The sequence below is a fragment of the Leuconostoc sp. XM4 genome (assembly GCF_055698815.1).
Map to the genome: position 1 here is coordinate 1401518 of NZ_CP134507.1, position 15573 is coordinate 1417090.

Annotated in this window: 15 protein-coding genes; all 15 read right to left on the reverse strand. The window is 35.0% G+C overall.

The window, feature by feature from the left end; translation table 11 throughout:
- Positions 1–306: 306 nt before the first annotated feature.
- The 15 genes from rfbD to RHP64_RS07165 all read right to left on the reverse strand — a co-directional run bounded on the left by rfbD (position 307) and on the right by RHP64_RS07165 (position 15553).
- Positions 307–1146: a dTDP-4-dehydrorhamnose reductase gene (gene rfbD, locus RHP64_RS07095; RefSeq protein WP_060461437.1), complete on the reverse strand. Its 840-nt coding sequence runs from the start codon at positions 1144–1146 to the stop codon at positions 307–309.
- Between the two features lie 48 nt (positions 1147–1194).
- Complete coding sequence (rfbB, locus tag RHP64_RS07100; protein WP_060461438.1) at positions 1195–2232, reverse strand: dTDP-glucose 4,6-dehydratase; 1038 nt, start codon at positions 2230–2232, stop codon at positions 1195–1197.
- A 13-nt stretch (positions 2233–2245) separates the two neighbouring features.
- Entirely contained in the window at positions 2246–2839 is a 594-nt protein-coding gene (locus RHP64_RS07105) for a dTDP-4-dehydrorhamnose 3,5-epimerase family protein (RefSeq protein ID WP_150288609.1), read from the reverse strand.
- Positions 2840–2848: 9 nt separating this feature from the next.
- Entirely contained in the window at positions 2849–3724 is an 876-nt protein-coding gene (rfbA, locus tag RHP64_RS07110) for a glucose-1-phosphate thymidylyltransferase RfbA (RefSeq protein WP_150288610.1), read from the reverse strand.
- A gap of 56 nt (positions 3725–3780) precedes the next feature.
- Positions 3781–4932 carry a glycosyltransferase family 2 protein gene (locus tag RHP64_RS07115; RefSeq protein WP_150288611.1) on the reverse strand — a complete coding sequence of 384 codons (1152 nt, stop codon included), beginning with the start codon at positions 4930–4932 and terminating at the stop codon, positions 3781–3783.
- A 467-nt stretch (positions 4933–5399) separates the two neighbouring features.
- The gene (locus RHP64_RS07120) at positions 5400–6908 is read right to left on the reverse strand and encodes an oligosaccharide flippase family protein (RefSeq protein ID WP_105296134.1); all 1509 of its coding nucleotides are present in this window, start codon (positions 6906–6908) and stop codon (positions 5400–5402) included.
- Complete coding sequence (locus tag RHP64_RS07125) at positions 6895–7779, reverse strand: glycosyltransferase family 2 protein (RefSeq protein WP_105296135.1); 885 nt, start codon at positions 7777–7779, stop codon at positions 6895–6897. The genes RHP64_RS07120 and RHP64_RS07125 overlap by 14 nt, the downstream gene beginning before the upstream one ends.
- Before the next feature lie 2 nt (positions 7780–7781).
- Positions 7782–8903, reverse strand: a complete 1122-nt coding sequence (locus RHP64_RS07130; RefSeq protein WP_190323650.1) for an EpsG family protein — start codon at positions 8901–8903, stop codon at positions 7782–7784.
- 20 nt (positions 8904–8923) lie between these two features.
- Complete coding sequence (locus RHP64_RS07135) at positions 8924–9913, reverse strand: glycosyltransferase family protein (RefSeq protein ID WP_105296137.1); 990 nt, start codon at positions 9911–9913, stop codon at positions 8924–8926.
- Positions 9906–11150 carry a CDP-glycerol glycerophosphotransferase family protein gene (locus RHP64_RS07140; RefSeq protein WP_105296138.1) on the reverse strand — a complete coding sequence of 415 codons (1245 nt, stop codon included), beginning with the start codon at positions 11148–11150 and terminating at the stop codon, positions 9906–9908. The genes RHP64_RS07135 and RHP64_RS07140 overlap by 8 nt, the downstream gene beginning before the upstream one ends.
- Before the next feature lie 17 nt (positions 11151–11167).
- Positions 11168–12082 carry a GT-D fold domain-containing glycosyltransferase gene (locus RHP64_RS07145; RefSeq protein ID WP_105296139.1) on the reverse strand — a complete coding sequence of 305 codons (915 nt, stop codon included), beginning with the start codon at positions 12080–12082 and terminating at the stop codon, positions 11168–11170.
- A gap of 9 nt (positions 12083–12091) precedes the next feature.
- Positions 12092–12913, reverse strand: coding sequence for a glycosyltransferase (locus tag RHP64_RS07150; RefSeq protein ID WP_146105440.1), 822 nt, complete (start codon positions 12911–12913; stop codon positions 12092–12094).
- 270 nt (positions 12914–13183) lie between these two features.
- On the reverse strand, positions 13184–13843 hold the full coding sequence (locus tag RHP64_RS07155; protein ID WP_150288613.1) for a sugar transferase: 660 nt from the start codon (positions 13841–13843) through the stop codon (positions 13184–13186).
- A gap of 35 nt (positions 13844–13878) precedes the next feature.
- Positions 13879–14643, reverse strand: coding sequence for a CpsD/CapB family tyrosine-protein kinase (locus tag RHP64_RS07160; protein WP_150288614.1), 765 nt, complete (start codon positions 14641–14643; stop codon positions 13879–13881).
- Between the two features lie 16 nt (positions 14644–14659).
- Complete coding sequence (locus tag RHP64_RS07165) at positions 14660–15553, reverse strand: YveK family protein (RefSeq protein WP_150288615.1); 894 nt, start codon at positions 15551–15553, stop codon at positions 14660–14662.
- Positions 15554–15573 lie beyond the last annotated feature (20 nt).

The window sequence follows — 15573 nt, forward strand, 5'->3', positions numbered from 1 at the left end:
TTTTTTATAATCGTTTATTAATTCACAATAATATTTATACTTTAGTTAATTACTATCTTAACGATTTTTGTTTAGAATATTTTGTATCAATAGCTTTAATACAAGTAAGTACTTGCATATTAAATTAGAACGAATGACAATTTCAACCCGACGTATTTCGAGTCGTTTTGCTTGACTTATTGTAAAATGTATGTTATTAAATATTATTTTCACAAGTAAAATAGCAAACAAAAAACCTTACTCCATATAAGATAAGGCTTCTTTCCAAACTATATTTTTATCTCATCAGCATGAATTTAACTACTACTACTTTATCCCTGCCAAAAACTCCCCCAGTGCCTCGCGCCAAGTACTAATCTCAAATCCTGTCGCCCTAGCCTTCTTCAAACTCATCACTGAATGCTTTGGTCGGTAAGCTTTTTGTGGAAATTCTGCGCTAGTTACTGGGGCAACTTCAACGTCTGTATCTTTCAAAATTTCCCGAGCAAAGTCAAACCACGTGGCAATATCGTCGTTAGACAAATGATAAATACCATAGGCGGCCTTAGTATCTACCAAATGAAGCATAAACTCAGCCAAAGTACGTGTCCAAGTTGGCCGTCCCAGTTGATCATTCACAACTGTCAACTTGGGGTGCGTGGCTGCCAAGCGTTGCATGGTGTAAACGAAGTTATTACCAAACTCGCCAAATACCCAACTTGTGCGAACAATGTAGGCATCAGCGCCACTTTCAGTAACGGCCAATTCACCGGCTAGTTTAGCTCGTCCGTAAGAATTTTGCGGGTTAACCGCATCTGATTCGAGGTATTCGCCCTCGTTGGTGCCATCAAAAACATAATCTGTTGAAACGGCTACCAGCTTCGCCTCGTATAACTTAGCAGCATCGGCAACATTTTTAGTCCCATCAACGTTAACCTGCCAGTTTAACTCGCGCCCGTCATCTTCGGCTAGATCAACTTTTGTGTACGCCGCCACGTGCAAAACAACATCCGGTTGCTCTTGTTCAAATGCTGATAACACAGCTGCGCTGTTCGTAATGTCGAGCTGTTTTGAATCAAAAGCGACAAAATCTAGTCCACGTTCGCGCAATAACTTTTGTAATTCTTGCCCTAATTGACCCTTAGCACCTGTAATTAAAAATTTCATTCCAATTCTCCCTCATAGACAAAAAACTCACATGCGTGAGTTTTAACTTTATTGATTATTTTGTGCGTACTTGGCTTCAACTTCATCTTTTTCAGCTTGCCACCAAGATTGATTGTCTTTGTACCACTGAATGGTATCAGCTAGGCCAGTTTCAAAATCAGTATACTTTGGTGTCCAACCCAACTCTTCGCGAATTTTTGTGGCATCAATTGCATAACGTAAATCGTGGCCTGAACGATCTTGAACAAAGTCGAAGTCATCTTCAGCTTTACCCATATCTTTCAAAATAGCGCGCAATACCGTGATGTTGTCTTTTTCACCATCAGCACCAACCAAGTAAGTTTCGCCAATTTTTCCCTTTGTCAAAATTGCCCAAACTGCAGTCGCATGGTCGTATGTATGAATCCAATCACGGACGTTTTTACCGTTTCCATACAACTTTGGTTTAATCCCACTGATAATATTCGTCACTTGACGAGGAATGAATTTTTCAATGTGTTGGTATGGGCCGTAGTTGTTTGATGTGTTGGAGATAGTAGCTGGCAAGCCAAACGAACGTACCCAAGCACGAACTAACAAATCAGAACTAGCCTTTGTTGATGAATAAGGGCTTGAAGGACGGTATTGTGATTCTGGTGTGAACTTTTCACCGGCCCCTTCACCATGCCCTGGCAAATCTTCACGCAATGGCAAGTCGCCATAAACTTCGTCAGTTGATACATGGTGGAAACGCTTATTATACTTGCGTGCTGCTTCAATTAAGGTATATGTACCAATAATGTTTGTCTGTACAAACGGGGATGGGTCTTTTAATGAATTATCGTTATGACTCTCAGCGGCATAGTGGATCACGGCATCTGTTTCAGATACTAATTGATCAACCAATGGTGCATCAGCAATGTCGCCAACCACTAATTTCACGCGGTCTTCAGGCAAACCTGCTAAGTTTTCCCTGTTACCAGCATAAGTTAATTTATCTAAAACTGTCACAAAAACATCAGGATGTTCTTCGACAATGTAACGGACAAAGTTCGCCCCGATGAAGCCGGCACCACCCGTTACTAAAATATTCTTATATTCAGTCATGAATGTTCTCCTATTACAATTGCTCTTTTGTTAGTGGCACGACATCTTTTAGCAAAGGATGATTTTTGTCTGCTTCACTTACTTCAGCATTTTCGACATCATGCCATTCAATGCCCAAAGCAGGATCTGCGTAATTCACAAAGGCATACTTTGGCTTTAAATCAAGTGCCCAGTAGTCATTGACTAAGTATGAGTATGATACCGTTTCACTCAATACTTGGAATCCATTAGCCACACCACGTGGTACATAAATGCCCTTACTGGCATCAATAACCGTTTGGTAGACATGTCCAAATGAATCACCTTCGCGTAGGTCAACCCAAGATCCCAACACACGACCATTATCAGCCACAGAAATGTACTTATCCCATGGTTCAGCATGCAGGCCACGTAGCACACCCTTTCGTGATAAGGACACGTTATTTTGCAACTTGTTCTCTTTAAAGAAAGACTCTGGAAAACCAATAGGTAACATCTTTTCTTTTTGGAAGTTTTCCTTAAACCAACCACGATTATCACCGTGAACAGGAATATCGAAAGCAATCATCCCCGGAATAGCTGTAATTGGTTGTGCTGCCAATTTTTTCTCAAAAAATTCTTCAGTCATCTTAACGCCTTATTCCCCTTCTTCATCAACAATTCTTAACAAATATTGACCGTAATCATTCTTTTTTAATGGTTGCGCCAATTTTTCTAATTGAGCAATATCGATATACCCCATACGGTAAGCAATCTCCTCTAATGAAGCAACTTTTAAGTTTTGTTGTTTTTGAATCGTTGCAATAAAGGAAGAAGCTTCAAGGAGAGAGTCGTGTGTTCCAGTGTCAAGCCACGCATAACCACGTCCCATGACTTGAACATCTAAATCACCACGATCTAAATAAGCTTGGTTAATATCAGAAATTTCAATTTCACCACGCGCTGACGGTTTAACATTGGCAGCGATTTCCACGACATCATTGTCATAGAAATAAAGACCGGTTACGGCGTAATTGGATTTTGGCTGTTCTGGTTTTTCAACAATGGACAAAGCCTTGCCATCCTTGTCAAATTCAACCACACCAAATCGTTCCGGATCCTTGACTTGATAACCGAACACTGTGGCACCAGATGTTTTCAGAGCAGCTTCTTGTAACTTCTCTGATAACCCTGCGCCATAGAAAATATTGTCACCTAGCACCAGAGCCACAGCGTCATCACCGATAAAGTCAGCACCAACAATGAACGCATCGGCCAAACCGCGAGGCTCTTCTTGAATTGCATATTCGATATTTAGACCAATTTCATGGCCATTACCAAATAGTTCTTCAAAGCGTCCAACGTATTCGGGCGTTGAAATGAGCAAAATATCCTTAATACCAGCTAACATCAAAACGGACAATGGATAATAAATCATTGGCTTGTCATAAATTGGCACCAACTGCTTACTTGTTGCCTTGGTGATTGGATAAAGTCTCGTACCGGAACCTCCGGCTAGGATAATGCCCTTCATTTTTCTCTCCTTATATATGCTAATGCATTTTACATCAAAGAATAGTGTCCGTTAATTTAGTTCGAACCAAGTATCTTTTCTTTCTTCAAAAAGTCAACTGGAATTGCACATAATTGTCCATGGATTGACAGATTTTTCACTGTCTCGCCATTAATGCATTGTATGTTCTGCGCTAATGATTTCTCACCTGAAAACAATTCTGTCTCTAAGTTCGATAGTTCCTCATCGTTCATACCATACTTAATTCCCAGAACCATCCATCGCGATGCTTGGCGAACTTCGTTAATACTTTGTGCATCCATACGCTCATTGATAATTTTTCTCAAACCAGCAATTAGCTTCTCTCTCTCTTGTTCATTTTTTTGAAGCTTAATAATTTCTATCACAGTGGTATATGAACTATTAAATAGTCGACCAATATACATTGCCTTAAGCCTAGATTGCTCTGCCAAAGTCCAATTAGGAGACGCCTCAATAATATTGAATACCTCTGATAAGATATTGAGGTATTTCCAAGGTTCATTGTAGGTATAACTTGAGCTCTTACCCAGATTACCAAAGTCTTCTCGTTGATTCCAATAATAGTAATCTTTATCCGCTAAGATAGAAATCTTCCTCGAAACAGAATAGGCTTTCATGTTGAAAACTTGATCCTCTTCGACTGGAATGTAACTACTGTCAGGGAACCTAACATCATATTGATTTAACATCGCCCGTCGATACATCTTATGTGGTGCTAACGTACTGAGAATATGATCCGTTATAATGCTCGCGTTTTTAATGTTCGTGCCGTTCTTAAAGGGAACTTGTGTGCCGTTGTACATTTTACCCTCAGCGTATTTGCCAATAATCACATCAGAATCATCGCCAGCAAATTCAACAAAAGTCAACAAGGTGTCATCCGCCAAATTGTCATCTTGATCCATAAGCATGATGAATGTCCCATGTGCTTTTGCTATCCCATGATTTCTTGGAATGCTTGGATAGCCATGATTCCGCTCTTCGACAACTATTCGCAAATGCTTAATTTTAGACTCATATTCTTGAATAATATCTAATGGCTTGGTACTCTTATCATCAACAATAATTACCTCAAAATCATCTTGGTTCATTGTCTGTCTGACCAGAGAGTCGAGCGCTTTTCTGATATAATTTCCAGCATTGTAATGTGCTATAACAACTGATACTTTAAATTCATCTTGATTCATTCTTAGTTTCTCACATATTTTCTGTTGCTACAATAATCCAGCCAAGTTATGATTTGACTATAGATAATTAATAAACAAACCATTAATTTTTAGAATCAAATCCTTACTCCGTATCCATATTTCCAATTAACTAGCTATAGTATTGATAAATAGTTATAATTACCATAAAAAACAATTATGAAGAGACAAGAATATTGCTGTTTCGACATAAGTCTCCTAGCACAGATAATCTTAAAACAAAAAAAACAACCTATCCCTATTATTTAGTATAGCGATTTATCCGTAATTATTGTTTAATTTTGACTTAAAAAGACCAATTATAGAACTTTGAAAAATTAATAGTTTCTAGAACAAAACAGTATATATATGATCTAATATTGTGCATAGAAATTTAATCGAGGAAGAGTATCAAACAGTCAGCAAGTATGTTAAATTTATTACTTTTTTAATAAGCAGAGTATAATAACTTAACTTCGAAAAATTTTATGTATAAAGTTTTTAAAATCCTTACTGGAAAAATAGGTAATAATGATTAAAAAACACATCATAGCTGTGAAAATTATTATTTTAATAATAATTGAATGAACAGCCACTGATACATACATGCCCAAACTAAGTAATAACAGCTCAGCAATAATTTCAATTATGAACAGCAAATAATAGTGTCTCAATCCAACTTTCAACCCAGACTTGAAAACAATCAGTGGCTCCCACCAAGAGTTTACTAAAAAATTACTAGAAATAGTGCCCAAAACAACACCCAGAACACCTAAATGGAAATACTTAACTAAGATAATAGAAATCACTAGATTTGAAACCGCTTCAAATATTGATTTATAACGTTGTTGCCAAAATAGGGAATGCGCAATCTGAAAAGAAATGGAAATCTGACGTAACTGGTTCAAGAAGAATAAAAAAACAATTGCAAAAGTCGTACAAAGAGAAAGCCGGTACTCACTACCGACCCATACAGAAATAAAGTGAGGTAGAAAAATAATCATTGCAAAACTGATAATTTGAATTAATAAACTGTTCCCTAAGAACAATTGATAAAATGTTCTTTCTTCCTTAATTGTGTCTTTTTCTGTACCTAAATTACCAATAGAAGCCGTTAAAGCAGAAATTCCAGTATTTAAAAGAGTAGTTAATCCGTTGACAACTATCAAATAATTTGAGTAAATACCTACAACACTTAATCCCACAAAATAGGATAAAACCAAGTTATCTGTACTGTTTAATATAATTCCTCCCAATTTAGAAGAAATCATTCCGGTAACATTTTGCAACAAATCTTTTTTTATTTCTTTTGGAACTGGACTGGGATGTACATTATCGAGTATTGGGTATTTCTTTTTGACAGTCCTGTTTAATGTAATATTTGAAAGAACTGTTGAAATAAGTAACACAAGCAAATAAACTACATAATTATTAAAAATAAATAATGTGATAATTTGAGCTACCTGCGCAACCATATTAAACACAAATTGATTGTATGCATTTAGATATCCATTTTGATCAGCAATCAAAAGCGATCTATTGGCCACAAGGAAATAACTCGCTGCAGAATTCATAAAGTACACTACAAAAGCAATACGTGTCCCATCAGGAACAATACCTTTAATAAAAAAGGGAAGAAATAACGTCAAGATGCTACCCGAAAAAATAATAATAATCACCATTATTAAATATATTTTTTTTAATAATGATACTAATGATTTCACTAATACGTAATCTGATTCAGCTAAGGGCTTATAAAGAGAGGATGTAATTGCTACGCCAATACCTAATTCTGTGAACGATAACATACTTAGAATATTTTTAAATAGCCCATCTAGACCCAAATAAGAATTACCAAGTTTATGAATGAAAAAATATCTACCTACAAACGTCATGATTAATGTAAGTAACTGAAAAGTAACACCAAACATGACGTTTTTTTTAGTGGCTAAAACTCGTGATTTCTTAGTTGGTTTCATCCAAATATCTCCCACTAAACAAGTAGTACATTCCTGCAAATATCCCCTTAATAGAAAACCTTAATTTATTGACTTTAGGTGTTTCAAATAAAAGAATTTCTTTCAAATTGATTAATTCTCGGACCATCATTCTGTATGGAGAACCATACTCTGGAAACTTGGCTCTCACTATAATTCTATTTCGATTTATATAGTATAGCCTGTATGCTGAATGGTCAAAAACATGCTTTTTTTTCAATCCTAAAAATGTTTTTATCATCGATTCAGGTATTCCATTGCCAATTTCATGTTCAAATATAACATTATTAACTCTATATATCGCGTACTCTTGTCGATGAAGTTTATAATCAAAGTCAAAATCAACATAATCAATAAACAATTTTTCATCAAAGCCACCGACATTTTCCCAAGCACATATATTTACTATATTTCCGGATGAAATAATTTCATTAACTTCTTCAATATTTGGCTTCTCATTGTAAATACTATTAATTTCTTTCCATGATCTATCAATAAATCTTCCAGATATAATTCCTACTTTGCCCGGAAAATGATTTCTCATTATTTCCACAACATAGCTTGTTGGTAAAATTGTATCTTGATCCAAAGTTAATACCCAGTCAGAACTCTGCTCTTTGGACTTTTTTATTCCAAAATTCTGAGCATAGGCGATCCCTTTATTTTCAAGAAGAGGAAACACTGAAACATTTGACGAATTAATGATAGAATTCCATTGATTCAAATTATCTGATCCATTGTCCACAATAAAAATTTTGTCAACTTGATTTATTATTGCTTTAACATTATCCAGTAACAATCTTATATCTGGATTATATGTCACAATAACTGCATCAATAGAATATTTTGTCATTCTTAATCTCCACTAATAATATTAGAATTTTTTAGTTTTGCTATATAAGCGATGGAATTTTGATAATCCGGTCCCCATATCATTGTATGTGTATAAGTTACTAAAATTAACGAAAGTACAAACAAAATTCTTCCATGCTTAAATAAATTGCTTTTGGGTTGACTATCGGTTATGTATATAGTGGCTAAAATTATAAAAAACAAAAATGCATTTCTAGATATTCTAGAATAGTCAGGTGACATAACAATCAAGAATAAAGTGATTATGGATATAAAAATACCACTATATAACATTTTCAACTGATCTATTCTAATTTTCTGAGTCTCGCTCAGAGAAGATATGAATTTGTTAGACAAATAAAGTACTAATAATACAGTAATCCAAATAAGTAAAATTATAGAAATACTAGTTCCTCTTGAAAAATTATTTTGAACATTACTTGCGGAATCATTACGTGAAGAAAATGAAGTCAAAAACTTTACAAGTATCCTCTGAAGTATTGAATTTCCAAAAATAGTCACAAACATCAAAATTATTCCCGCCACACTGATTATCCAAACTTCTATTTTTTTAAGAATTTTTTCGTTAATTAAAAAAATTGGTATGATTAAAATAAATAAAAATCCCAAATCATGAAATTGTGATGAAAATAGAATTAATAAGATGCCCAGACATTTTCCAATTAACGAAAACTTAAGAAATATAGCACTTCCCAATATAACCATAGATATCATCATCAAGTTTCTTGTTTGTGTAGCATCATTAAAAAAAACTGTTATTCCATATATCCAAGTGAACATTGCAACATTCTTAGTAAACAATGTTACACCGAAAAATAGTATGGTAAAGGCTAGGAACACAAACAACAATCGAAATTCTGCATAGTCAAATCCTATATGGCTAAAATATGCTGACATGACTGTGTATCCCTTCTCAAAGGGCGAAACTTCATAACCAATAGAGTTAAAATGTATTTTGTATACTGCATAATCGGTGGTTGTTCTCTCATCAGCTGTTCCAGCAAGCCAAGCCAATGATATAAATCCTAGCGCACCAATTATTCGAGTGTTTTTAAATAATAGACTAGCAATAAATGATACTATGATTGTTAAAACAAATAACATAAGCTTTACTCCAATGGATTTTATAATTTCCAATTGATGTTTTGACCTAAATGACCACTCCATCCGTCATGGATAGCACTCATAACCAAAACTAAACGTTTCATCGAACGGAAGGTTCCATGCCCGTACCTAATAAAACCAAAAGTAACAAAAATCGCTAGGTTCGTAAAATATATAAGATTACTTGTAAGTAATCCGTTATTTCGAATTAAATAGACATTGTTTCTAAGCATATATAAAAATCGACCTAACCCCTCATCACTTGCACTCTTGTAAAAAATACTATATCCAGAATTTCTTTTTTTATCCTCAAACCACGATTCACCAATTTCTGACAACGTTAAATTTTCACTTTTTCGAATTTTAATTCCTTTACGTTGTGCATTTAATGAAAATTGAGCATCGTCTTCATAAACAAAAAAATCTTCGTTTGGCAATTCAACATTTTTTAATACACTTTTCTGAGCAACGACACCTGCCCACGTAATAAACGTTGGTTCCGCTACTTCAATATTTTTTCGTTGTTTTTTTGGTAGCAAAAATTTATTTCTCAATGAAAAACCAGCTATTGAATTTTTGTACGATTCCATGCTTCTGTCCCAATTAGCAGAGAATGTTGAATCACGTCCTCTTCTTAACATAGACCATATATGTGGACTCCATCTGAACTTCGATTCTAATAATTCTAACTTTTCTGAAAACCCATCATCGACTTTGACGTCATCATCCAATACAAGGATGTATGTCTCATCGTTAACTTCCTTAGATTTTAAAATTTCCTTAATTCCACCGCCAAATCCACCAGCAGATCCCACATTAAAGTCATACTTAATTAAATCTACCTTATTTTCAAAAATACTCAAAACTTTCGCTATATCGTATTGCACACCATTACTAACTACGAAAACTTTTTGTGTTCCTTGTTTCAGGGCACTATTTATTGTTTTAACTAAATTCTGCACTCTATCTTCACTACCATAGGTAACAACCAGTGTTACAAATTCAATCATGTCTTTCCCCTATAAGAATATTGTATAGCCTTTGTGAGTTATCATTGTCACGGAGATCAAAAAAATGTTGAACTCTATCTATGTAGTAGTCACTCATTACAAAATTTCTTTCTATCACTTTACTAATATGAGCTACTAAATCGTCAATATTTGTAACAACAGGGCCGAATCCGTCACGCTCATGAGTAAAATAGTCATCGCTATATTGATAGTGCCCCTTGCTAAATTCGTCTTGGTCAAATTGAAAGTATATGACCGGCCTATTCATATATGCAAAATCCATTGAAATACTTGAATAATCTGTAACAATTAGGGAACTGTCTTTTAATACTTCTTTTAATGAATGGTCGTCTATAGAAATCAATTTAACATGATCAGACCCACCTGAAAAGTCGTGAAGATATTTTTGAATTTCATGATGTGGTGGCATGAAAAGTAAATCAATACTGTATTTATCCAACAACCCCAGCACCTTTTCATTATTTAATGTTGAATTAATCGTTTTAAAATAATTAGAGCTTAAGAATTCTTTATCTGAAACATTTGCTAGATATTGACGCCATGTTGGTGAAAATAAAATTATTCGTTCTCTATTCCGCAATAATTTATTATCAACGGAATTCAATTTATCAAACCTTGGCAGCCCTGTTTTAACAACATTACCAAATGGATATCCATACTTTGAAACTTCTTCAAATTCAGATTGTGTGCTTGTAACAAAATAATCAAATTTCGTTCTATTATAGTTTGAATTTTTTTCAGCATTCCATTGTTCAACACCATGTTGCAAAAATACGAACTTTAAGTCAGGAACCATCCAACCATATAACTCTTTAAATTCCCGCCAATTAACCCATTTCATTGGTAAGACATAATGATCATGAGTAGATATTAAAAAATCAGATCTGAAGACAGCAACAAAATGCTCAAATGATCCAGGCTCTATTACAGGACCAATACTACTGATATTTTTATATTCAAGCGCTGTTTTTTTTAAAATAAACGCTGTTTGAATTTCGGGATGGTTGATGCGGATATATTCAAAAAAGTCTCGTCCGTTATCTTTAGCATCAATACCCATCTCACTTATCAGCCATAAATTCCCTTTGTTCCCTTTGATTTTCGAAAATATGTACGCACTTAACATTACTGGAAAATACAACAATGCAATTAACAATTTCAATTTATCCTTAACAGCTGTGTTTCTTTTCAGTGTGTAGATTATTTTACCTATCATTCATCAGTTCCCTCCTTTCATAAAATTTTTTTATAAATCTGATTCTTATAAGACTCATCACTAAAATTCTCCTCCTGTCCCGTAGTTCCCCTTTCATTATCATACTTGCCGGAAACCTTAACTCGATGGCGAGATCCCTTTAAATAGTATTCATACTGTAAATCAAAGTGACCAATATCAATTGTTTGTAGCCCTAAACTAAAAATTCTATGCGACAAGACAGTAGCTGTTGGTCCAAGCGCTATCAAAACGATTGGATCAATCAACTGTTTGCTCAATTCCACAACAACTTCTTCTAAACTATCTATAGCGTCATAAGCATTTTCTGCAGGTCCCACAACACGCCTAACTACCAAGGCATTGTCAAACAAGTCATTTCCAATTCCAAAGCGAGTCTGCTTGCCCTCAATCATAATAACAGAACGATTTGACCAAATATTTTTAACTTCCCTAATCACATTGTCAACAGTATCCGTATTTTTAAGCTCTGTGGTTGTTCTACTGAAATTAGTATCAAAGAATAATTTCGTTTTAGCGTGGTCGGTCAAAGTCCTAATATGTTTTTTATTCTCAAAAACATATTTCCACCAAAAAACAGCAGTTCTCAAATTATCATCTTTTGTCGTCACAAATCCATGCGGTATTGCAATGACATACTTACCGGAAGGAGTTGCTGATTCGAACAACTCATTTGCAAGTTTTGGATCAAACTTTTGAAAGCCTATATCTCTCTGTTGAAACATTATTCTCATTTCGCCATCTCCAAAACGTCCTATGGATAATTTTTCTTCATTTATACGTTTAACTGTTTCAAGTGGTGGCAAAACTTTAACTTGTAATTTCTTTTGAGTATTAATATAAAAAGGTAAATAAATAACCTTAGCAATTTTTATCGATTGAACAAACCTACTTTTTATTATTCGTTTCAACATTTTAATAATTCACTTCTTTCTTAGAAAAATCTTATACAATACTGACCTAAAGGAGGTAGGAATTAATGCGGTAATAATTAGAATAATATCTACCAATAACATATCAAAGAGAGAAATCGAGCCAATCTTCATGAAGAACCATCTCAACTTCAAATTTCGAAGAGCATAAGTTACTCCTCCGCGTCTACCATACATACCAGTGTCGGTTCTCATAAACACAACAGCATCATCAATATTTTTAACTCGACCACCTAAATTTAGTACTCGCATCCATAAATGATAATCTTCAAAGGATTTAAAACTTTGATAATTTCCCGCTTTTAATATTTCATCCTTTTTAAACATGACAGTAGGATGATTAAAAGGGCTTCGGAATTTTGAAAATTTTCTAATTTCTATATCATTTTTGGGCAAGCGCCTTGAAGATGTAATATTACTTACATCGCCCACAAATTCTTTGGCTAAACCGCCCACTATGACCAAGTCAGGTTCACGAGAAAATTCCAATAATTGTTTTTCAAACCTATTCTTATCCGAAATATCATCTGAATCTGCCCTTGCAACTAAGTTTGTCTGAATATGCTTCATTCCTTCTCTAAGTGCAAGTCCTAGACCACTATTTTTTTCGAGACGAATGACCCTAATTTGACCTTGATATTGATTCTTAACAGTACTAACTGCCGTTTCTAATTGTCTCGGTATAAACCCATCCACAACTAAGATTAATTCCTTCGGTTTCACAGACTGTTGAAAATTACTTTGAACGGCCTCAATAAAGTAATTTGCATCATCCTTTTCATAAACTGACATTAAAACTGTGAATTTGTTCAAATTTCCCTCCTTGTAGTGACATAGAATAAACAATCTGTATCATATAAATAACCTGTCACAGATTTTTTATCTTTTAAAATTCAAATTAGCTGGTAACATTACCCCAAATTTTACAAATCAAAACAATTATTTAATATTAAAAGTACAGCATTATCGCTTATAGTTAAATAAATAAACTATCTCAAAATTTATTTATTATCTCCTTAAAGAGTTACGTATTGCTCACAACTATAAACTTAATGAACAATTATTTGTAGTAAGTAGGGTCAATTAGCCTTTGCTGCTAACATCAATACTTTCTTCGTCATGCCTCACCATATCTTTATCTGACTTATTATCATCAATCACTGTTTCTTTAAATACGCCGTCACGTTTCAATACAGATACAAACGTTTCCACAGTCAATAACATATCTACTCTAAAGCTTAAGTGTGCTGCATATTTAGCATCATAAGCTGCCTTATCTTCATCAGAAAGATTATTTCGCCCATTAACTTGTGCTAATCCTGAAATACCAGGTAATACTTGATCGGCACCGTTCTTTTTTCGCAAAGACAATACCTTTTCATCAGTCTTAGCCAGCGGGCGGGGTCCGATAAAGCTCATGTCGCCCTTAATAATATTCCATAACTGTGGTAATTCATCTACCGATGTTTTTCGAATGAACATACCAAAAGACGTCACATAGCTTGTAATGTCTTCAAATTCAGAATTTGCTTTTACTGGTGCCTTGTTTGTCATTGAACGAAATTTATACAGCGCAAAAGGCTTCGAATTCCTACCGTACCGTTCTTGAATAAATAGAACTGGACCTTCCGAAGTCAGCTTAATAATAATTCCAACAATAATTAAAGGAATCAATAAAATGATTAACATGGGGATTGCAAGTAATAAATCAAGCAATCGTTTAACAAATTTTCTATAAACCAATATATTTCTCCCATCTCCCAATATATGATTATTACTTAACCCTTAGTTTCTCCATAACCATAGCCATAGCCATAACCATAACCAGCACTGCCCTTCTTTTTACGACTCTGATCGTTATAAATAAATCCAAGTACTGGTGCTTCAGCAATTTTCAAAATTTCGTGTGTTCGTTGTAACGCACCTTTAGTCGTTTTACCACCATTAACAACAATGGCTACACCATCCATTTTCGACATCAACACTTGTGCATCTGTTACCATCAGGAATGGCGGAACGTCAAAAATAATCATATCGTAGTGTGTTTTCAACTGGGTAATTAAGTTCGTCATACGACCTGATCCCAGGAGCTCCGCTGGGTTAGGTGGTATTGGTCCTGAAGGCATGACGTTGAGGTTATCCATGGCCGTGCGATGAATAATTGACCCAACCTCTTTTTCAGAATCACCAAGATAATTCGTTAGCCCACTAGCATTTTTATTCAATCCAAATGTCACAGCCACTGTAGGACGGCGAAGGTCAGAATCAACTAGTAACACTTTCTTCCCTTGTTGCGCGTAGGCAACAGCTAGGTTAGCGGTCACGGTTGACTTACCTTCTGAAGGTAATGCCGAAGAAATTAATAACGTTTTGATTTCACCTTTCGCTACTGAGGCGAATTCGATATTCGTACGCAAGGTACGGAATTGTTCTGACACGGGATTTTTTGGTTCTGCTGCGGTAATTAAGCGAGCGCCTTTGGTCATTGTCTCAACAGACAGACCATCTTTACCAACAGCTCGTCCTTTATTAAAAAAACTCATTCTGCTCTCCTCATCTTTAATCGCGATCCAAACGGCTCAAACGTGATCGTGGTGTTTTATGACTCTCTGGCTTAGCAATCTCTACCTTGGGAGACATACTGAAGTGCTTAATTGGCTTAACATGACCAATAATACCAAGGTTTGTCATACCAAATGCTTCTGATATTTCATCCGGTGACTTAATGGTTGTATCCGATAATTCTTTAACAAGCATATACAAGAATGTTAATCCACCAAGTACAACCAATCCTGCCAAAGTAAACAACTTAACATTTGGTGCAACCGGTTGTTTATTGGCTTTCGCTGCATCGACAATCGAGACGTTATTAATTTTCATAAAGCCACCAATTTTATCTTTAAACGCATCGGCAACTTCATTGGCCACATCAGCAGCTAACGTAGGATTTTTGGCTTTGACATTAATTGAAAAGACTTGCGAATTAGTTTGGTTACTGATAGAAATCATATCTTTCAGCTCTTCAACGGTTAGATTATATTTTGTCTTCGTTGAAGGCTTTGTAATTCTCTTTTTTGCTGGCGTTACTAGACGTTGTGTACCATCAGCAAGCGTTTTGTACTCAGCATCTTGGGCCTCTTGTACAACAATTGGTGCTGGATTTTTTAATTCTTTTGATACAGTTCCTAGAACATTGCTAGAAATAATTAAATTCTTATATGTATTAATCAGTTGCACGTCGGCCTGTTGATCAGACAAGTTAGCAGTTGCGGTACTCGTGTCATCAGCAGATCGGTTAACCAACATGCTTGTTGAGGCACTGTAGGTAGGTGCAATGACAAACTTAGCAATGCCAAACCCGGCAGCTGCACCAATGATTGCCATCACAACAATTGAAAAGAAGTGTTTTCGAATAATCTGCCATAATTGACGTAGTTCAAGAACATTATTCATAGTTCATTAATCTCTCTATT

Bases quoted from the DNA above. Each gene is read 5' to 3' on its own strand.
- rfbD (WP_060461437.1), bottom strand. From the start codon at position 1,146: ATGAAATTTTTAATTACAGGTGCTAAGGGTCAATTAGGGCAAGAATTA.
- rfbB (WP_060461438.1), bottom strand. From the start codon at position 2,232: ATGACTGAATATAAGAATATTTTAGTAACGGGTGGTGCCGGCTTCATC.
- RHP64_RS07105 (WP_150288609.1), bottom strand. From the start codon at position 2,839: ATGACTGAAGAATTTTTTGAGAAAAAATTGGCAGCACAACCAATTACA.
- rfbA (WP_150288610.1), bottom strand. From the start codon at position 3,724: ATGAAGGGCATTATCCTAGCCGGAGGTTCCGGTACGAGACTTTATCCA.
- RHP64_RS07115 (WP_150288611.1), bottom strand. From the start codon at position 4,932: ATGAATCAAGATGAATTTAAAGTATCAGTTGTTATAGCACATTACAAT.
- RHP64_RS07120 (WP_105296134.1), bottom strand. From the start codon at position 6,908: ATGAAACCAACTAAGAAATCACGAGTTTTAGCCACTAAAAAAAACGTC.
- RHP64_RS07125 (WP_105296135.1), bottom strand. From the start codon at position 7,779: ATGACAAAATATTCTATTGATGCAGTTATTGTGACATATAATCCAGAT.
- RHP64_RS07130 (WP_190323650.1), bottom strand. From the start codon at position 8,903: ATGTTATTTGTTTTAACAATCATAGTATCATTTATTGCTAGTCTATTA.
- RHP64_RS07135 (WP_105296137.1), bottom strand. From the start codon at position 9,913: ATGATTGAATTTGTAACACTGGTTGTTACCTATGGTAGTGAAGATAGA.
- RHP64_RS07140 (WP_105296138.1), bottom strand. From the start codon at position 11,150: ATGATAGGTAAAATAATCTACACACTGAAAAGAAACACAGCTGTTAAG.
- RHP64_RS07145 (WP_105296139.1), bottom strand. From the start codon at position 12,082: ATGTTGAAACGAATAATAAAAAGTAGGTTTGTTCAATCGATAAAAATT.
- RHP64_RS07160 (WP_150288614.1), bottom strand. From the start codon at position 14,643: ATGAGTTTTTTTAATAAAGGACGAGCTGTTGGTAAAGATGGTCTGTCT.
- RHP64_RS07165 (WP_150288615.1), bottom strand. From the start codon at position 15,553: ATGAATAATGTTCTTGAACTACGTCAATTATGGCAGATTATTCGAAAA.